Source organism: Pseudovibrio sp. Ad13, from assembly GCF_001623225.1.
Taxonomy (GTDB): domain Bacteria; phylum Pseudomonadota; class Alphaproteobacteria; order Rhizobiales; family Stappiaceae; genus Pseudovibrio.
The window spans coordinates 236,071-254,756 of record NZ_LMCC01000018.1 but is presented as its reverse complement, the minus strand read 5'-3'; the positions used below and the strand labels follow the sequence as shown (position 1 = coordinate 254,756).

Here is an 18,686-nt window from a genome sequence, read left to right as displayed (position 1 = left end):
CGGGCTGGATTTGATGTACCGCCAACTTCCTATCAGTGAATCAGGTAAGGTTGCGCCGACACAGGCAAAGCGGAGAGAGCGATATGCAGGCGGTTCTGGGCATTATCGGAGGTTCTGGCCTCTACAATATCCCTGGTTTTGAAAATGCCCGATGGGAACGGATCGAAAGCCCGTGGGGTGAGCCAAGTGATGATGTTTGTATCGGCGAGATTGATGGCCTGAAGGTTGTCTTCCTGCCTCGTCACGGTCGTGGACATGTGCACTCTCCAACCGAGATCAATTATCGTGCAAATATTGACGTGCTTAAGCGGGCTGGTGTCACAGACCTGATTTCCGTCAGCGCCTGCGGGTCCTTGAAAGAGGAGTATGCACCGGGAACTTTCGTTCTTGTTGACCAGTTCATCGATCGTACGTTTGCGCGCGAAAAGAGCTTTTTTGGAACAGGCTGCGTGGCGCACGTCTCCGTTGCTGACCCAATTTCGCCACTGCTGGTGGATGTTGTTGAAAGTGCCTGTCAAGAAGAGGGCCTTACGTATAGCCGCGGCGGTACTTATCTGGCTATGGAAGGGCCTCAGTTTTCTTCCAAGGCAGAAAGCCTCCTCTATCGCTCCTGGGGCTGTGACGTTATTGGCATGACAAACATGCCGGAAGCCAAGCTAGCCCGGGAAGCGGAAATCAGTTATTCAACTGTGGCGATGGTAACGGATTACGACAGTTGGCATGCCGACCACGGAAACGTAGATATCAACGCGATCATCAAGGTTCTACACGAGAACGTGGAAAGTGCTCAGAAGCTTGTCCTAGCTGTTGCCCGGAAACTGCCGAGAGAGCACCAGCAGTGCCCGGTTGGTTCCAATACGGCACTTGATTTTGCGATTATGACTGCTGAGGACAAAAGAGACCCGGCACTGCTTGCAAAGCTTGATGCTGTTGCTGGACGTGTGCTGCGCAAATAATCGAGCACAGATCGCTTATGGGGCTCTCGTTGAAGGGCTTCTTACAAAAACTATGCAATTCAAACGCGGAAATGACCATGACTGACATAACTAACAGTATCTCAGAGGAGCTGATTGCGTCCATTCGGACCATTCCAGACTATCCAAAGGAAGGTATTCTGTTTCGTGATATCACAACACTACTGAGTGATCCTCGCGCCTTCCGCCGTGCGGTTGATGCACTGGTACAGCCTTGGGCTGGCTCCAAGATTGAGCAGGTTGCTGGTATCGAGGCGCGCGGCTTTATTCTTGGTGGTGCTGTGGCTCACCAGCTCTCCGCCGGTTTCTTGCCAGTGCGTAAGAAGGGTAAGCTGCCGTTTAAGACCATCGAGCAGGAATATGAGCTGGAGTATGGTACCGACACCATTGAGATCCACTGCGATGCTGTAAAGCCCGGTGAGAAGGTTATTCTGGTTGATGACCTGATTGCGACTGGTGGGACCGCAGAAGCTGCTGTGAAGCTTCTGAGAAGCGCTGGGGCCGACATCGTGGCTGCGTGCTTCATTGTCGATTTGCCAGAACTGCAAGGACGTGCAAAACTGGAAGCACTCGATATTCCTGTCAGGACATTGGTGGAGTTTCCCGGTCATTGAATGACGCCTTTGTAGAGAATGGTCCGCAGTTTTCTGCGGCCTTCAATCACGATTTTGAATTGCTTTTGAAATGGCGCCGGGATGTGCGCCATTTTAAGCAAGACATTATTGATCGCGAAACTGTTGATGAGCTTTTGCGATTAACTGATCTTTCCCCAAGCGTCGGCAACAGTCAGCCGTGGCGCTTTATCGAGATGAGCCAGCCTGCGAACCGCGAGGCTGTTTATCTCAATTTCCAACAGGCAAATTCTGAAGCTCTCAAGGGCTATAAAGGGGAGCGGGCAGAAAGCTATACCAAGCTCAAGCTGCAAGGCTTGACCGATGCTCCGCTGCAATTTGCTGTATTTTGTGATCTCGATCCAACGCAGGGAGGTGGGCTCGGGCGGCAGACTATGCCAGAGACGCTGGCTTATTCTTGTGTTAGCGCAATTAATTGCCTCTGGCTTGCTGCTAGAGCAAAAGGCATTGGTGTCGGTTGGGTGTCTATTCTCAACCCTGACAGTATCGGGCAGTTGTTTGGTGTTCCTGAAAACTGGAAATTTGTTGCCTATCTTTGCATAGGTTACCCCTGTGAGAACAACGAAGTCCCCGAACTGCAGCGCACTGGCTGGCAGGCACGTACTGCCACTGAATTGCGAATGTTAAAAGATATTGATCTAGTCAGGCCAGAAGCCAAACAGGAGTCTTCTTCGTGTCAATCCAAGTAAGAGCAATTGAACCAGAAGATCGAGAGCAGGTTGTTGAACTGCTCGTTAACCGGTGGACCAGTCCTGAGCAATTGCTTGATGGTGAAATGGTGGACGCCTCACGTCTGCCTGGATATCTCGCTCTGGATGAAGGGCGTCTTGTGGGGATGATTACGCTGATCAAGCGTGAGCAGGAGTGGGAGATCCTTACGCTGGATTCGCTACAACGCTGGGGCGGCATTGGTACGCTTCTGCTGGATGCTTCCGTTGATGCTGCGCGGCAGGAAGGCCTTGGCCGGATTATGGTGCGGACCTCTAACGACAATCTGGATGCATTTCGGTTTTATCAAAGACGCGGCTTCCGCTTAGAAAAAGTGGTGCAGGGCGTCATTGATGAGGAACGTAAGTTAAAGCCAGAAATACCAGTCACAGGCTTGCACGGCATACCGCTGCGTGACGAGGTGATTTTTGGTCGCGACATCACCAGCAATCGATCTTAGCTTTACATTCAAACGGTATTTGACTAATTTTATGAAAGATTAAATAAAACTGTACACGAGGGTTGTGTTGTGATCGTCCGCATAATCGAATTGGTGCGACGCTATAGAACGATACGGCTCTCCTTACTGGCCACTGTACTGGATTGCTCTGTCGATGAGATCCTGTATGCCGTTGATGGCCTGGAAAACAACAGTATCATGCGCGTGCGAGGCAGTTCCCTGGTTTCGAATGAAGCCATTGCAGAGAGTGATATCAGCGTGCGCATGCACTCTCGGTTTGCCGAGAAGAATGCCATTGGCAAACTTGCTGCCAGCCTGATTAAGGATGGTGAAAGTTTGCTGATTGAGGCGGGCAGTACGCTTTCCCTTTTTGCCAATCATCTGAAAGAGAAGAAAAATCTCTCTATCGCAACGACGAGTCCGCTGATTGCGGAGAGCCTTGTCCGGCATAGTCGTACGTGTAGTGTTGAGTTGATTGGCGGCAGGCTGGAAGCGCATACCACTGCGCTTCATGGTGAGGAGACGCAGGCGCGTATTCGTGACCTGAAGGTGGACTGGACTATCCTGAGCCCTACGAGCATGTGCATCCAAAAAGGGGCCTGCTACTTCCACAAGGTTGATGCTGAAACCAGCTTGCTTATGCAGCGCAGTGCGAAGAAGACCATGATGTTGAGTGACAGTTCCAAGTTGGGCGTTCCCAGCCGCTATACCGCGCAAACAATGCAAGGTGTTGACGTCTTTATTACTGATAATAATGGGGAATTGGGCTTTGCTGAAGTCGATCATCATTTTAGAAAAGCGCGCGTTTTTCATGCGATTTCCGAGGATGCTGACAGCGAAGATTTCATTCTTCTGAATAGTTGATAAATTTTAAACCCTTTTGATGAAAATTGTGTCTGTTTACTGCCGGAATAGTATCTTGGATCTAGGCCAATTTAGATGATTAATGACTTAATGGTGGACGTTCTTGCCAATCTGGTTAAGCGCCACAGGCGTATTTCATTGACTGCTGCGGCAGATATTTTAGGAATGGATTTTGAAGAGCTCTCCAGTCTGGCGAAGGTGCTGTCGGATCGTGAGGAATTTGAACTCTTCGACAATTCTATTTGCTTCCTCATGCCACGAGACCAAGATGCATATCGGGTAAGGCTTCGCAGTCATTACATCGAGAAATATGCGATTGGCCGGCTGGCAACTTCATTCTTTAAGACTGGTGACCATGTGGTTGTTGAGTCCGGAAGCACAATGACAATCCTGGCGCAGCATCTTGCTCAAGTGCAGCAGATAAAGGTTTCGACCAACTCGTATGCAGTCGCTTCGATGATGATCGGGGCTGAGACGGCTGCAGACATCCATGTGATTGGCGGCAATCTTTACACGGACGGGCAGGGGGCTTTGGGGCCAATCGCTCTGGGTACCGTTGAGAGCCTTGAGGCGGACTGGGGGATTATTTGTCCTGTCGGTTTGTCCACTGAGGGGGATCTCATGTACTACGTGGAAGAGGAAGCCAAGTTTGCGCGGGCCGTCATGGCGTCTTGCAAGCGGACTATGGTGCTGTGTAACTCCAGCAAGATTGGCGTTCCGAGCCGGTTCGTTGCCAACTCATGCGCTCAGGCAGATATGCTGATTGTGGATAGCGGCGTTGAGCCAAGTATTCTTGACAAGCTGATTGCGCAGGGCGTGCAAGAAGTCCATGTGGCTGATGTAGAGGCAGAAGCTTCCAGTGAGATCGTTTTGTTGGATATTTGATTTTGATCTCATTGATTTTTCAATAAAAAAGGCGCTCGATTGAGCGCCTTTTGTTTTATAGCGATTGTGCCAAAGACTTATGTGTTGAACTTGAAGAGCAGCACATCGCCATCTTGAACGATGTATTCCTTGCCTTCGTCGCGTGCTTTACCTGCTTCTTTAGCTGGGTTTTCGCCGCCAAGCTCAACGTAGTCGTTGTAAGCGATGGTTTGCGCGCGAATGAAGCCGCGTTCAAAGTCCGTATGGATGACGCCAGCAGCTTGAGGGGCTTTGGTGCCTCTTGAAACGGTCCAGGCGCGTGTTTCTTTGGGGCCAGCTGTGAAGTAGGTGATCAAGTGTAGTAGGTCGTAGCCTGCGCGGATCAAACGGTCCAGGCCTGGCTCTTCCAAGCCCATGTCAGCCATGTATTCACGCTGCTCTTCGTCTTCCAGTTGTGCAATTTCTGCTTCAATCGCGGCTGAGATGACAACGGAGGCTGCGCCTTGCTCTTCTGCCATAGCCTGAACCTTAGCGGACAGGCTGTTGCCTTTGTCTGCTGATTCTTCTTCCACGTTACACACGTAGAGAACTGGCTTGGATGTCAGCAGGTTCAGCATTTCGAGCTGTTTGACGTCTTCCGGGTCGGTGAGGCCAAGTGCGCGCACTGGCTTACCATCCTGAAGAATTGCGAGTGCCTGTTCCATAATCGGAAGAGCCATCTTGGCGTCTTTGTCGCCAGACTTCGCTTTTTTAGCGAGCGGCGCAATACGCTTTTCGAGGCTTTCCATGTCAGAAACCATCAGTTCGGTTTCGACTGTTTCTGCATCAGCGATTGGATCGATCTTGCCATCAACGTGCGTGATGTCGTCGTCTTCGAAGCAGCGCAGAACGTGTGCGATCGCGTCTACTTCGCGGATGTTAGCGAGGAACTGGTTGCCCAGGCCTTCCCCTTTGGACGCGCCGCGCACGAGGCCTGCAATGTCTACGAAAGTCAGGCGGGTCGGGATGATCTCTTTGGAGCCAGCGATTGCTGCAATCTTGGACTGGCGTGGATCTGGCACAGCAACATCACCAGTGTTTGGCTCAATGGTGCAGAACGGATAGTTTGCTGCCTGCGCCGCTGCTGTCTTCGTCAGAGCGTTGAAGAGGGTAGACTTACCAACGTTAGGCAAGCCGACGATGCCGCACTGAAAACCCATTTATTCTTGTCCTTTCGATCCAAACAGCTGCTCAAGCGCTGACGCGAGCGGCCCTTTTTTGTTAGCTTCTTTGTCCTGATAGCCCGTTGCTTTTGGAGCTGGCTTTTTTTCTGGTTCAGGCTTGGCGGGGTCCTGCTTCTTTTTAACAGCAGCCTCGCGAGAGCTGTCCTTTTTGTAAGGTTTACCAGAGCCTTCCGGGCGTGTTGCCAGTGTCACCTTGTTGGCGAACTGGTTGTCGTGATGTTGTGCAAGCAAAGGAGCGTTGTCTGCAACTGCCTCCAGAAGAGGCTCAAGCCACTCCTGATCCGCTTTTGCAAAATCACCCAAGACCCATTGATGTACGCGGTCTTTATGGCCGGGATGGCCAATACCAAGGCGTACACGGCGATAGGCATCCGTGATGTGTGCTGTGATGGAGCGCAGGCCATTGTGGCCTCCGTGACCGCCGCCATTCTTCATGCGGAATTTCGCAGGAGGCAGGTCCAGCTCGTCATAGAGCACGACAACATCTTGTGGGGTGAGCTTGTAGAAACGGAGTGCTTCACCTACGGAGCGACCGGATTCGTTCATGTAGGTCATTGGCTTCATCAGCAGGACTTTTTCACCTGCCAAAGTACCTTCAGAAACCTGAGCCTGAAAGCGAGCCCGCCACGGGCTGAATGAGCTATGGCGGCGATGAATTTCATCTGCCGCCATGAACCCGATATTGTGACGATTACTCTCGTATTTAGGGCCTGGATTACCGAGGCCGACTAACAGCTTCATAGGTATTGTCCCAAGCCCTAGTTAGAGAATTACTCTTCGCCTTCACCTTCTTCAGAAGCGTCGTCGTCTTCTTTCAGACCTGCTGGTGCAACAATCGTGGAGATTGTGAAGTCGCGGTCTGTAATGGTCGGAGCACAACCAGCTGGGAGCTTAACAGCAGAGATATGCTGAGAAGAACCGAGGTCAGCTTCACCAAGATCGATTTCGAGAGCTTCTGGGATAGCGTTCGCTGGAACAGTCATTTCAACAGTGTGACGTACAACGTTGATAACACCACCGCGCTTAAGACCTGGGGAAGTTTCTTCGTTGAGGAACTTCACTGGGATTTCAACGGTCAGAGTAGCGTTTGCAGAAACACGCAGGAAATCAACGTGCATCAGAGTGTCTTTTACTGGATGCAGCTGGAAGTCTTTTGCAATTACAGAAGTCTTTTCGCCGTTCAGGTCGATTGTGCCGACGTGAGACAGGAAACCGCCCTTATGCAGGGTCATGGTTGCTTCTTTAATTGGCAGGCTGATAGACACTGCTTCTTTTTTGTCGCCGTAGATTACTGCTGGTACAAGACCTTCACGACGAGCTGCACGAGCGGCCCCCTTGCCGGCCCGTTCACGCACCTGTGCTTTCAGCTCATAGCTGTTTGCCATGGTGGAATCTCCTAGTTTGATTATAAAAGTAAGGCCGCGGGAGCGACAGATTTCTGCGCTCAACTACGGCCAACTTCGCACGCCTCCTCCAAGGGTGTCGACGTACGCGGCTCGTATAACCGATACTCCCAGAAAGAGCAAGGGCAACTGCTGAGCCTACAATAAGAAAAACCGAGGCGTACCCCGGTTTCTCAAAGCTTGTGATTAGAGCTCGTTATGAATCGAACAAGCTGGAAACAGAGCGTTCCTGAGATGTGCGGTTGATCGCTTCGCCCATGAGTGGGGCGATCGAAATAGTGCGGATGTTTGGAGCAGCCTGGACAGCAGCCGTTGGCTCGATAGAATCAGTGATTACCAGTTCTTTGAGCTTGGATGCTGAAACGCGTGCCACTGCGCCACCTGAAAGGACACCATGTGTGATGTAGGCCGTGACGGACTTGGCACCAGCAGCAAGAAGTGCATCTGCTGCGTTGCAAAGGGTTCCGCCAGAATCGACGATGTCATCCACAAGGATACAATCGTAGCCGCTCACATCACCGATGATGTTCATGACTTCGGATTCACCAGGCTTGTCGCGGCGCTTATCAACGATGGACAGAGGAGCTTCAATGCGCTTTGCTAGTGCACGCGCACGAACCACACCGCCAACATCCGGAGAAACAACCATGACGTTGGTTGTGTCATAGTGCTCTTTGATGTCACGGGTCATCACCGGCGCACCGTAAAGGTTGTCGGTTGGGATGTCGAAGAAGCCCTGAATCTGCGCAGCATGCAGATCGAGTGTAAGCACTCTGTCTGCACCAGCATTGGTGATCAGGTTGGAAACAAGTTTCGCAGAGATTGGCGTACGAGGCGCTGACTTACGGTCCTGACGGGCGTAGCCAAAGTATGGAACCACTGCGGTAATGCGACGTGCTGAAGAACGGCGGAGCGCATCAATGATGATCAGCAGTTCCATGAGGTGGTCATTTGCCGGATAGCTTGTAGGCTGAATGACAAAGACGTCCTCACCGCGCACGTTCTCCTGGATTTCAACGTAGATTTCTTGGTCTGCAAAGCGGCGAACCTGGCACTTCGACAATGGTACATCAAGATACTTTGAAATTTGCTCGGCCAGCGCGCGATTGGAGTTACCCGCGACGATTTTCATAACCCGCAAGTCCTTCTTGGGCTTTGATCTCACCCTGTGACATTTGTCGGTGGTGAGGTGGAAATTTGCGTCCCTTGGTGGAACCCGATTTCTTCTGGTAAGGCGTCCTGACAGGTCGCCTTGCGCGCCTTTTAGCAACCTCGTCTTAAGCCGACAATAGCCAGAACGCACAGCAGCTCAGCTTTTTTGCAAAAGCTGAGCTGCGTAATCGTGTATCTATTTGATTTTATTAGGTCACTTGCTGTGTAACCATGCTTCTAAAGAAGCAATTGTTCTGGTCGCAATTCTTCGCAGTGCATCGCTTGAAACATCAGCCCATGGATCGCCAGAGTTGCCGCCAGTTTGCTCCTGGCCATCAATCCGGTGAACACGGTTTCCATTTGCGTCAATAATATCAAATACATAGAAGACGGTGGTGGTGTACTGATCGCCAGCCGCGGTCAAGAATCCTTTGACTCGGTACGTTGCTGGTGCACCAACGCGTCTGACGAGGTTGAGATTCGCTGCTGCTGCGCGATTCCCCAGTTGCTCAGAGAGATCGTCGGCAATATTGCCAGGCAGTCCGGTCAGCTGCTCAAATGCAAAAGTTGCTTTTGCCGGAGAGACAGTCGGAGGAGCTGACTTGGTTTCAATCATGTCCCCGATGCTGGAAGGGGGAAGAGGGTTTGCCGCACAGCCTGCAAGAATTGCCATAGCGGCAATGATTAATACCCGAGGTAAAAGTACGAGCTTCAGCATGTCAGTCCTTAAAGTCCACTCAGAGAATCAGCGTGGGGTGCCCCAATAGATTCGTAAAGGTTAATTATGGCAGTCTTTACTCTGCCTTCACAGGGAGGTCGAGAGAAAGCTGTGATAAGCTTTCAGGCCCATCTGCGTGTGTGATGTAGGTTTGGCCCAAAGTCATAGCGGTTTCGCTGTCTGAATCCATGATGATCATGTGCATAAACAACACCATGTTTTCATGAATTTCATGTGCATTTTCTTTGAAAGCCATGTAGGGCGGCTCCATCCAGCTTGGTGTGAAGCGGGCACCAAGTGAATATCCGCAGGCATTCAGGCGGTGTGGCATCAGGCCGCGATCATCCAGAATGTTGGCGTGTGCAGCAAACAGATCGCCAAACGTGTTGCCCACCTGCATGGCTTGTTCAACGGCCAGAAGGGCATCTTTTGCGGCGCGGTGGAGTTCCAGATGGCGCGGCGTTGGCTCTCCCAGAATAACTGTGCGGATGGAGGCAGCGTGATAATGGCGGTAAACCCCCGCCCATTCGATGGTGAGTTGATCGTTTTCTGAGAGGGTTCTGCGACCAGATTTGTAGCGGCAGAGAAGGGCGTCTGGGCCTGAGCCAATGACGAATTCGTTTGCCGGATAGTCGCCGCCGCCTTCAAACACTGCGCTTTGCATCTTAGCCAGAATGCGGCCTTCGTCGGCTCCGGGTTTGATTTCCTCCATACCGGCAAGGAAAGCAGCATCGGCGAGTTTGCCTGCGGTTCTGACATATTCCAGCTCCGTTGACGATTTGACCAGACGGAGCTCCTTTATGATGTCGGAAGCGTCATCGACGTCTGCAAAGGAGTGCAGAGATTCGTCCAGCAACCGGCCATTGGCAGCGGTGAGGCCGTGGGTGTCATATTCCACGCCGATGCGGGTGCCGAGCAGGTCGAGATCAAACAGAAGCTCTTTTACCTGACCAACCGGAGATTTGCCTGCGACGTCCATCCAGAGGCGAATGTCTTTGAGGTTGGAGGTGTTGCGGGCTTGGCGCAGATCAGCGGAGCGGGTGAGAAGGATAGGTTCTTCACCAGGGCGGTAGATCAAGCACTGGAAGAAGCAATAGCCGAAGGTGTCAAAACCTGTCAGCCAATACATGCTCTCCTGTGCGAAGATCAGCAGGCAATCGAGATGACGCTCTTTGAGTTTGGCGTCCAGAGCAACACGGCGCTCAGCAAATTCTTCCGGTGCAAAGTGCAGGGCCATGGTCTTCTCCCAATCCATAGTTTGCAAAGCAATGTGAAACAGAACTTACTCTTGCTCGTCCGTCAGCACAATCAGGCGGTCAACATGATAGTTGATATCTGACGTCCGTAATCTGGTTCTTTGTTATGGGTGGTTCTTCGGTAGGAGAAGAACCTGTCCGCATCCGCATAGGTGCATAGTTTGAGGTCGATGACGTCTTTGAGGCCAAGTTTGTCCAGTTGGGCTTTGATGAAAGCCGGTAGATCAAACATACTGTGCAGTGGCTTTTGTGAGGGAACGAAGAATCGCTTGTTGTCCTGAGACTGTTCGAGGAAGCGCACCACAAACTCCGGGCCAACCTCATAAGCCTGCTGTGAGATCATCGGGCCCATCACCGCTGTGATGTTCGATGGGTTTGCACCCAGCTGCTGCATGGCTTGAACGGTGTTCGGTAGGATGCCATCGACGGCGCCTTTCCAGCCTGAGTGGGCTGCGCCGATAACTCTGTTGTCCGGATCAGCGAACAGGATCGGGCCGCAGTCTGCGGTCAGGATGCCAATGGCGAGGCCGGGGGTGTTGGTGACGAGAGCGTCTGCGCGTCTGTCATCTTCCTCAGCAAAGGGCGCAGATACGCTCAGCGCCTTGGCCGAGTGGATCTGGTAGGGCGTAACCATCCGTTCAGGTGTTGTGCCGAGTTGATCGGCAACGCGGCGGCGGTTTTCCAGTACATCTTCACGGACATCACTTGAGCCCAGGCCGACGTTGAGGCCTTTGTAGATGCCGGAGGAAACACCTCTTTCGCGGGTGAAGAAGCCATGTGAAAGGCATTGCATTGCTTCAAGCTCTGGCACTTTAATCATTGGCTTCTCCCTGTTTCGATGCGTTCAATTCTGGAATGGAATTGGTTTTTCTGAGGTATTGGTGATGCTAAGGACTTTGAAGAGCGTGCCCATCTGGTCATCGGCTGCGAGGCGCTCCACGTCTTTGCGGATCTGGTCCTGATCCAGCGTGGATTTGCCAGTCCCAAGTTGTCCTGCGCGCTCCAGCAGCCCAAGGCCGAGGAGAAACTCGCCCTGACCGATTGGGCCGTGCACGTTTGCCCCTTCTGCAGTGGCTGCGCTGGCGAGTGCCTGAAAGTTGACGTGAGCGGTTAAGTCCGCTTCGCCGCAATGTTCCAGCGTGGAGACATACTCGTGCTTTTTGAGGGCCTGAAACGTGTCGCCTGTGGCCGTCTTTGCATAGCCATAATCTATGAGCAGAGCAGCACCGCCGTCTGCCTTGAGGCGCTGACCGATTTGTGAGGCAATTGCGGTGGAGGCTGGAGACAGCTCCAGAGTATCGCCCAGTTTTGCCTGTAGACCGGCTTTGGCGACGTCTGTCGGAGACAGAGTGCCTGAGCCGATGCCAAATGTCAGATTGCCGTCGTCATCCAGCCCAACACAGCGCTCACGCCAGCCTTGCTCGGTGAGCTGGTACTGGTGGATCGGGAGAGCATCGAAAAGTTCATTTGCAACGAGCAGGGTTGGTCCATCCGGGATGGTCTCCAGCGTGTCGTGCCACTTGATTGTGTAGGCTTTGAGCAGTTTGCGCTGTGCTTTGCGTAAGGATGGGCTGGTTTCGACCAGGTGAATCTGAATGTTGGCGAGCATCTGCGGGCGTAACGAGATAACGCGCAGGATGTCTTTCATCAAAGTGCCGCGGCCCGGACCCATTTCGACCAGATTCACCGGGCCTTTCAAATCCTGCGACAGCCATTGATGCATAAGCCAGGCACCGATCAGCTCGCCGAACAGCTGTGAGATTTCTGGTGCAGTGGTGAAGTCACCTTTCGTCCCGAATGGCTGCTGGCGCATGTAGTAGCCATGCTCGGGATCAGAAAGGCATATGCCCATATATTCAGCGAGGGTCATTGGACCATGGTCCGCGATGCGCTTTTTGATTTTTTCCTGAAGTGGCGTGGACGCAGAGCTGGTCATTTTGCTTCTTTGATTTCCGTGTTTCTTTTGAGAGCCCAAATTACGACTGCTATGCCGATTAAAACCATTGGCAGGCTCAGCAGCATTCCCATGGTGAAGAAGCCTGCGAGGTAGCCGATGTGGGCATCCGGTACGCGGTAAAATTCTACAAAGGTGCGTGCCAGACCATAACCGATGGCGAAGCTGCCTGCGAGTACGCCGGGTTTTTGCAGCAGTTTGAAGCGGTGAGACAACAGACGCAGCACGAGGAACAGAAGTGCTCCTTCCAGTGCCGCTTCATAAAGCTGGCTTGGGTGTCTTGGTTCTGGTCCGCCGGTTGGGAAGACCACGGCCCATGCAACATCTGTCGGGCGGCCCCAAAGCTCTGAGTTGATGAAGTTGGCGATACGCCCGAAAAAGAGACCGATTGGGGCGGCGATTGCGGCCAGATCAAACATGGTCAAGCCAGACAGGCCACGTGCTCTGGAATAGATGATCAGCACAACAATCATGCCCAGCAGACCACCGTGGAAGGCCATGCCTCCCTCCCAGACAGCCAGAATGTCTGCTGGATTGGCGAGGTAGTAGGGCAGATTGTAGAACAGGACGTAGCCGAGGCGACCACCCAGAACAATGCCGAGCGTTGCCCACATAACGAAGTCGTCGATGTCTGTTGCTGTTGGATGAGCTGTCTTGTTCCAGAGAGGCGAGTTGCGGACGGTTACGATCATGTAGCGCCATGCAAGAAGAATTCCGGCGATATATGCCAGTGCATACCAACGGATGGCCAGTGGTCCGAATTCAATCAGAACCGGATCAATCATCGGGAAAGGTATTGCTAAGAGCGGCATATGAAACCCTTCTGTTATTAAAGTGCCCTGCGCTCAGAGACCCTCACGCATTCTACTCTAATTCGGTTTGTTTGAGCGCATTGCAAGTGTTTGATCGGAGGCAATCAAACCGAACGCGCTTCAGTTCAGCGAGCATTCCGACAAGTGAAGGATTTGGTCAAGTGGTTTGTGGCAGGTGTTCAACACAAGCTTTCGACATCTTACTGACAGGTTCTTTAGGGTTCTGGGTGCAAATCAGCTCTCAGCGCTTGAAACTGACGGGCCGGACCAATACTTGTTTGTGAGAGAGAAATTTAAAGAGGACGCCATGAGCCAGTCTCCAAATCGTATGTTTGACGAGTTTGCAAAGCTGATGACCGATGCCGCTGGTGTTGCGCAAGGTGCCAAGCGGGAAGTAGAAACCGCATTCCGAGCGCAGGCCGAGCGTTTCATGTCGGATATGGATCTGGTTTCGCGTGATGAGTTTGACACAGTCAAAGACATGGCGATCAAAGCGCTTGATGAAGTTGAAAAGCTTGAAGAGCGCCTTGCAGCAGTAGAAAAGCGCCTTGCCGATCTAGATGAAAAAGCTGCGCCAGAAGACAAAGCGTAGGTTTGGCTGAAAATTACATGTGAATATGCTGTGGGCGGCTTTGAGTCGTCCACAATTTTCGCAATGATCTGTCTATTCCCCCTATAGGGGAAAGACCAAATCTATCGGTATATTGGCAAAAAAGGGATTCGATGTCCTGCATCAACAGTTCCGGTCTGGAACTTCCTTTGTAGTACATGCTTCTATCCAAGAGCACGTAAGTGTCTGGTCCATGATCACTCGACCCGCGTCCGTCCGGAGTGGGTAGACAAACCATTCCTCAAACGGAAAGAGGACCGGAAATGAGCCTTATTGAGTTCGGCACGGAACGCCCCCTGAATCCGGTTGATACCATTGAAAACCTTGCAACCGGTAACGACTGGTCCTTTGAACGCCTTGGTGATGACGAGATTTCCATTTCGGTTACAGGGACTTGGTGTGATTACCACGTAACCTTTTCATGGATGGAAGAGTTGGAAGCACTGCATATGGCAAGTGCGTTCGACCTCAAGGTTCCTGCTCCCAGAAAAGATGAGATTGTTCGTCTGCTTGCGCTCATTAACGAGCAGCAGTGGATGGGGCATTTTGATATCTGGGGTCGTGAAGGTGTTGTTATCTTCCGTCAGTCGCTTTTGCTGGCTGGTGGTGCAGAAGCCAATTCATCTCAGATAGAAGTCCTTTTCTCTAATTCTCTTGATTCATGTGAGCGGTATTATCAATCGTTCCAGTTTGTCGTGTGGGCTGGCAAGACAGCACAGGAAGCGATGGAAACTGTGATGTTTGAAACTGCCGGTGATGCATGAAACTAACGAATGAACGCCCGCTTGTTTTGATTGGAGCAGGCAAAATGGGTGGTGCCATGCTTGCTGGCTGGATGAAGCAGAGTATGGCACCTGAACATGTTGTGGTTGTTGACCCCAACCCACCATCTGACACACTTGAAACCATCACTGCACACAGCATCACCTGGCACAAGGGCGTGCCAGAAGGTGTTGTGGCCGGTGTGTTGCTGATGGCTATCAAACCGCAAATGATGGAAGCTGTGCTGCCAACACTCACCAATGTGGCAGATGAGAGCAGCATCATCCTTTCTGTGGCAGCTGGTACAACGATCAAGCGTTTTAAAGATACGTTTGGAGCTGCGCAGCCTGTTGTGCGCGTGATACCGAATACGCCTTCTCAGGTAGGGCGAGGTGTGACTGCAGGTTATGCTTCGGTTGAAGTTCAGGATGAGCAGAAGGCTCTGATGAGCTCCCTGCTTGAAACAATCGGCGTGTTTTACTGGGTGGATGCTGAGGAGCAGATTGATCTGGCAACAGCTGTCAGCGGTTCCGGTCCTGCCTATGTGTTCCATCTGGTTGAGGCTATGAGCGAGGCTGGTCAGCGATTGGGGCTGAATGCCGAGCTTGCAGAGGCTTTAGCCCGCGGAACAGTTGCAGGCTCTGGTGAGCTGCTTCATCAATCTCCCGAGAATGCCGATGTTTTGCGTAAGAATGTGACCTCTCCGGGTGGTACGACAGCAGCTGCACTTTCCGTGCTGATGGGGGATGACGCTTTGACAAACCTGATGAGTGAGGCTGTTGCAAAGGCAGCTCATCGCGCCACAGAACTTGCTGACTAAAGCTGCGCCTGTTTGTGCAGGTTCTGCCGCGCTGCTTTAGATTTTGTTGTCGCGTCTCTTTAGCGTAAAACCGGTTTCCACTTCTCGGAGATATGCTTTCAGCAGGTTCCAAAATTGCTCGATATTGAAGTAAAGCCTCGGTTACTAGACTGAGGCTTTTTCTTTGTATCTGTGCTGCTCCTGTGTGTATGATTAGGTGTTGATGCGTAGTTAGAGCAGGTCGCGTTCATTTACATTCACGCTCCGTACTCTAACTTCTTTAGTGGAGCGAGTTCTAAGTGTTTGATTGGCGCCAATCAAACGGAACGCGCTCTGGAGTGTTGGCCATACAGGAGCGTGCCATGCCCACCGAAAAGACCCATCAGAAAGTCATCGCAAGTTTTATTGAGTTGCTGGAAACACACAGGATTGAAGAGATCACTTACACAGCGATCGCAGATAATGCTGGTGTGAAGATTGAGGTGGTGCGGGCGTGTTGCAATGGAAAGCTGGATCTGCTGGCAGCCTTTATGCAGGACATTGACCAGAAAGTTCTGAAAGAGCGTGATCCTGACCTTATGGATGAAACACGGCGTGATCGGCTGTTTGACGTCCTCATGTGTCGGCTTGATATCATGGAACCGCATAGAGAGGCGATCCGTAACCTCCGTAAGACAGTGGTGAAGGACCCGGCTTTGGCCATGCATATGCACAAGCTCGTGACACGCTCGATGAAGTGGATGCTGGTGGCAGCAGGCATTGAGGAATTTGGTTTGCGCAGTGTCGGTATGTCCAATGCTTTGGCTTTGGGTTTTGAGCGGTTGGTTCGGGTTTGGCTTGAGGATGACGCGCCGGGACACCCGAAGGTTATGGTTGCCGTTGACGACATGCTGGCGAACGGTGAAAAATGGATGGGCCGCGCTTGCCGCGTTGAGAAAGTGGCAGCTCCCTTTATTGAAGGGCTGGGACGTTTGTGCCAGAGACCTTCACGCCCAACAGGTAAAAGCACACCTCCACCTGAAGCTGCGAATGGTGGGGCTGAAGCCAGCCCCTAAACCAGTTTGCATTCAAGTTGAAACACAAGAACTGCTTTAGCCTTTGTTTTTGCGTATCTTTATCCGAAGACCGGTTTCCACTTTTCGGAGATACGCTGTAATTTGAGTTATTGAGAAGAATATGGACCAAAAAGAAGATACAAAAACCATCGGTATTGATGATTTTTTGAATGTGGATGTGCGTGTTGGCACTGTTGTTGAAGCTGTTGATTTTCCCGAGGCGCGTAAACCTGCCTACAAACTGAAGATTGATTTTGGTGATGATATTGGCGTGAAGAGAACGTCTGCTCAGATCACTGCTCACTATACGCCTGAGGCACTTGTTGGCCGTCAGGTGATTGCTGTCGTGAACTTCCCACCGCGCCAGATCGGACCATTTATGTCTGAGGTTTTGACACTTGGGCTAGCGGATGAGAATGGAGATATCGTTTTGCTCCATCCCGACAGCAAGGTGCCTAACGGTGGACGGATGCATTAGAGTTCGCTCCAAGTTTGCCGGACCTTTATGACGTGAGGGGAAAAACTTATTCCCCTCCTGAATTCCTCCCATACTCTGAACCTATGCCTACGTAACGGGCTGCTGGCGGAGCGACCGTCAGTTTGTCGTAGGTTGGGCGGGGCTTCTGGAAGACGTAACGCACCTTTCAGTGGTCCGGTGAACCGAACTTCAAACGTGACCGCATGGTTTGAGGGGAAGGGCCCAGGACTATAGGGTATCACGCGGCGACGGATACAAGAGCACCGGCAGGTAGACTTGCTTTTGCGAAGGTGTCAGTCAAAGACGGAGGAACTGTTTGGGCATGGAAACGTGTCTGGATAAGCCACTTTCTTTCCGGGAAACCGGCTATCGTGCCTTATAGGCAAAAGAGGCGACGTTGTTCATTATAAAAAGCCCGGGCAAGGCGTGTAGCTGATGCCGAAGACTCATTACTAACAAATAGCGCAGGTATTGCCTGCCGCCTTGCTCATCCCGACTTTCGGGAACTCTGGTTCAACACTGCATGGAAGGCCATGCGGTGCTGTTGGTGTTTGTGCACACTGTGAGCTAGATCGGAATGCGAATGCGAACGCGCAGGCCGCCCAGTGGAGACTGGCGCAAGAAGATTTCCCCCCCATGACTTCTCACAATATCCCTTGCAATTGCCAGGCCGAGGCCTGAGCCACCGCTGTCCTGATTGCGGGCCGTATCAAGTCTGTGGAAGGGACGGAAGACGTTCTCCCGCTCTTCACGAGGGATACCCGGACCGTCATCATCAACTGTGATAATCAGCCAGTCAGGTGTTCGATTGCCCTTGATGCGCAACGTCTTGCCATAGCGTGCCGCATTGGAAATCACGTTCAAAAGGCAGCGCCGGAAGGCCCGGCCTTTGACAATGACGAGTGGATCTCCATCGAAGGAGGATGCAACATCAGCGCCAACAACCTCTGCCTCGACCTCCAGATCCTCCAGCATGAGCGAGATATCGACTGGGGCAGGCGGCTCGTCACCATAGCCTTTGGAGAAGGAAAGGTAGTCCTCCAGCATGCGGTTCATTTCGTCGACGTCTTTACGCAGAGCATCTGCCTCAGGAGATTGAGGAAGAAGAGCAAGCTCAAGACGGAACCGCGTGAGGATGGTTCGCAGGTCATGGCTGACGCCTGCAAGCATGGTCGTGCGCTGATCAACATGGCGCTCAATTCTGCGGCGCATGTCAACGAAGGCGAGAGCGGCACGGCGGACTTCACGAGCCCCATGTGGGCGGAAGTTGGAGACTTGTCGGCCCTTGCCGAATTCCTCAGCAGCGTCTGCCAGTTGCTCGATTGGCCGGATTTGGTTTCTGAGGAACAAGACCGCGATAATGATCAAAACCAGCGAGGTGGCGACCATCCAGACGATGAAGATATGGGAGTTCGACGCATATGTCTGACTGCGACGGGCAATGATGCGGAGCGTCTTGTCCTCAAGCTGGATGCGGATTTCGACGAACCGGGCTGCACCCACTGTATCAATCCAGAATGGCCTTCCAATACGAGCCGCGATCTCTCTGGTCATATATCGGTCGACTAAATCGAAGAGTGGTTTAGGCTTTGCTGCTGGAAGTGGCTCTTTGGGAAGGACTGACACGGACAGACCTAATGCACCTGCACTGATCCTTTTAAGCGTGGCGTAGTTATCGTCATGAGCATAGGTTTCAGTCATATCGACGACAGCAGCGATTTCCCGCACCACTGCCTCAGACAGGCGGCGTGTTACCAGATCGTAGTGGCGTTCCATGAAAACGAAAGCGAGGACTGATTGCAGGATCAGGAAGGGGATAACGATGATCAGCAGAGCACGGACATAAAGGCCCTTCGGAAGCCGATAATGCAGCCAGCTGGTCACCGCGAAGTAGGGCTTTAAAAGCGTTCTGATCCATTGTGGAAGTGTGAACCGGTCTGATAAGCCCATTGTCCTCTCGCT

The 18,686-nt window shown here is 52.1% G+C and carries 21 protein-coding genes; 11 read left to right on the top strand and 10 right to left on the bottom strand.

Annotated features, from left to right (window positions below):
* The first annotated feature begins 83 nt into the window (after positions 1-83).
* The 6 genes from PsAD13_RS22725 to PsAD13_RS22700 all read left to right on the top strand — a co-directional run bounded on the left by PsAD13_RS22725 (position 84) and on the right by PsAD13_RS22700 (position 4,523).
* On the top strand, positions 84-956 hold the full coding sequence (locus tag PsAD13_RS22725) for an S-methyl-5'-thioadenosine phosphorylase (RefSeq protein ID WP_063319544.1): 873 nt from the start codon (positions 84-86) through the stop codon (positions 954-956).
* Positions 957-1,042: 86 nt separating this feature from the next.
* The gene (locus PsAD13_RS22720) at positions 1,043-1,588 is read left to right on the top strand and encodes an adenine phosphoribosyltransferase (RefSeq protein WP_193757764.1); all 546 of its coding nucleotides are present in this window, start codon (positions 1,043-1,045) and stop codon (positions 1,586-1,588) included.
* Entirely contained in the window at positions 1,585-2,295 is a 711-nt protein-coding gene (gene bluB / locus PsAD13_RS22715) for a 5,6-dimethylbenzimidazole synthase (RefSeq protein WP_057463599.1), read from the top strand. Before PsAD13_RS22720 ends, bluB begins: the two co-directional genes overlap by 4 nt.
* Positions 2,280-2,774, top strand: a complete 495-nt coding sequence (locus tag PsAD13_RS22710) for a GNAT family N-acetyltransferase (RefSeq protein WP_063319543.1) — start codon at positions 2,280-2,282, stop codon at positions 2,772-2,774. Before bluB ends, PsAD13_RS22710 begins: the two co-directional genes overlap by 16 nt.
* A gap of 69 nt (positions 2,775-2,843) precedes the next feature.
* Entirely contained in the window at positions 2,844-3,638 is a 795-nt protein-coding gene (locus tag PsAD13_RS22705) for a DeoR/GlpR family DNA-binding transcription regulator (RefSeq protein ID WP_063319542.1), read from the top strand.
* A gap of 75 nt (positions 3,639-3,713) precedes the next feature.
* Complete coding sequence (locus PsAD13_RS22700) at positions 3,714-4,523, top strand: DeoR/GlpR family DNA-binding transcription regulator (RefSeq protein ID WP_208986880.1); 810 nt, start codon at positions 3,714-3,716, stop codon at positions 4,521-4,523.
* Between the two features lie 77 nt (positions 4,524-4,600).
* On the opposite strand, the gene ychF is transcribed toward PsAD13_RS22700, so the two are convergent.
* The 9 genes from ychF to lgt all read right to left on the bottom strand — a co-directional run bounded on the left by ychF (position 4,601) and on the right by lgt (position 13,020).
* Positions 4,601-5,701, bottom strand: a complete 1,101-nt coding sequence (ychF, locus tag PsAD13_RS22695; RefSeq protein WP_063290039.1) for a redox-regulated ATPase YchF — start codon at positions 5,699-5,701, stop codon at positions 4,601-4,603.
* Positions 5,702-6,466: an aminoacyl-tRNA hydrolase gene (gene pth, locus PsAD13_RS22690; protein WP_063293986.1), complete on the bottom strand. Its 765-nt coding sequence runs from the start codon at positions 6,464-6,466 to the stop codon at positions 5,702-5,704.
* Between the two features lie 29 nt (positions 6,467-6,495).
* Positions 6,496-7,110, bottom strand: a complete 615-nt coding sequence (locus tag PsAD13_RS22685; RefSeq protein WP_063290037.1) for a 50S ribosomal protein L25/general stress protein Ctc — start codon at positions 7,108-7,110, stop codon at positions 6,496-6,498.
* A gap of 214 nt (positions 7,111-7,324) precedes the next feature.
* Positions 7,325-8,260 carry a ribose-phosphate pyrophosphokinase gene (locus PsAD13_RS22680; protein WP_057463594.1) on the bottom strand — a complete coding sequence of 312 codons (936 nt, stop codon included), beginning with the start codon at positions 8,258-8,260 and terminating at the stop codon, positions 7,325-7,327.
* 234 nt (positions 8,261-8,494) lie between these two features.
* Positions 8,495-8,998, bottom strand: a complete 504-nt coding sequence (locus PsAD13_RS22675) for a hypothetical protein (RefSeq protein WP_057463593.1) — start codon at positions 8,996-8,998, stop codon at positions 8,495-8,497.
* 76 nt (positions 8,999-9,074) lie between these two features.
* Entirely contained in the window at positions 9,075-10,235 is a 1,161-nt protein-coding gene (locus PsAD13_RS22670; RefSeq protein ID WP_193777086.1) for a Xaa-Pro peptidase family protein, read from the bottom strand.
* 71 nt (positions 10,236-10,306) lie between these two features.
* Complete coding sequence (gene pgeF, locus PsAD13_RS22665; protein ID WP_063319540.1) at positions 10,307-11,074, bottom strand: peptidoglycan editing factor PgeF; 768 nt, start codon at positions 11,072-11,074, stop codon at positions 10,307-10,309.
* Positions 11,075-11,098: 24 nt separating this feature from the next.
* A complete protein-coding gene (locus PsAD13_RS22660) occupies positions 11,099-12,190 on the bottom strand; it encodes a class I SAM-dependent methyltransferase (RefSeq protein WP_063319539.1) in 1,092 nt (363 codons plus the stop codon).
* On the bottom strand, positions 12,187-13,020 hold the full coding sequence (lgt, locus tag PsAD13_RS22655) for a prolipoprotein diacylglyceryl transferase (protein ID WP_063319538.1): 834 nt from the start codon (positions 13,018-13,020) through the stop codon (positions 12,187-12,189). The genes PsAD13_RS22660 and lgt overlap by 4 nt, the downstream gene beginning before the upstream one ends.
* A gap of 307 nt (positions 13,021-13,327) precedes the next feature.
* Here lgt and PsAD13_RS22650 point away from each other — a divergent pair, with 307 nt between their 5' ends.
* From PsAD13_RS22650 to PsAD13_RS22630, 5 genes are all read left to right on the top strand, one after another.
* Positions 13,328-13,612: an accessory factor UbiK family protein gene (locus PsAD13_RS22650; protein WP_057463662.1), complete on the top strand. Its 285-nt coding sequence runs from the start codon at positions 13,328-13,330 to the stop codon at positions 13,610-13,612.
* A gap of 281 nt (positions 13,613-13,893) precedes the next feature.
* Complete coding sequence (locus PsAD13_RS22645; RefSeq protein ID WP_014286739.1) at positions 13,894-14,394, top strand: YbjN domain-containing protein; 501 nt, start codon at positions 13,894-13,896, stop codon at positions 14,392-14,394.
* Positions 14,391-15,212 (top strand): pyrroline-5-carboxylate reductase, encoded by an 822-nt coding sequence (proC, locus tag PsAD13_RS22640; protein ID WP_063319537.1) that lies wholly within the window; start codon positions 14,391-14,393, stop codon positions 15,210-15,212. The genes PsAD13_RS22645 and proC overlap by 4 nt, the downstream gene beginning before the upstream one ends.
* A 341-nt stretch (positions 15,213-15,553) precedes the next feature.
* Positions 15,554-16,246 (top strand): hypothetical protein, encoded by a 693-nt coding sequence (locus tag PsAD13_RS22635; protein WP_063308052.1) that lies wholly within the window; start codon positions 15,554-15,556, stop codon positions 16,244-16,246.
* Positions 16,247-16,367: 121 nt separating this feature from the next.
* Positions 16,368-16,724, top strand: a complete 357-nt coding sequence (locus tag PsAD13_RS22630; protein ID WP_057463587.1) for a tRNA-binding protein — start codon at positions 16,368-16,370, stop codon at positions 16,722-16,724.
* A gap of 567 nt (positions 16,725-17,291) precedes the next feature.
* On the opposite strand, the gene PsAD13_RS22625 is transcribed toward PsAD13_RS22630, so the two are convergent.
* Positions 17,292-18,674, bottom strand: coding sequence for an ATP-binding protein (locus PsAD13_RS22625; protein WP_063319536.1), 1,383 nt, complete (start codon positions 18,672-18,674; stop codon positions 17,292-17,294).
* Between the last annotated feature and the right edge of the window lie 12 nt (positions 18,675-18,686).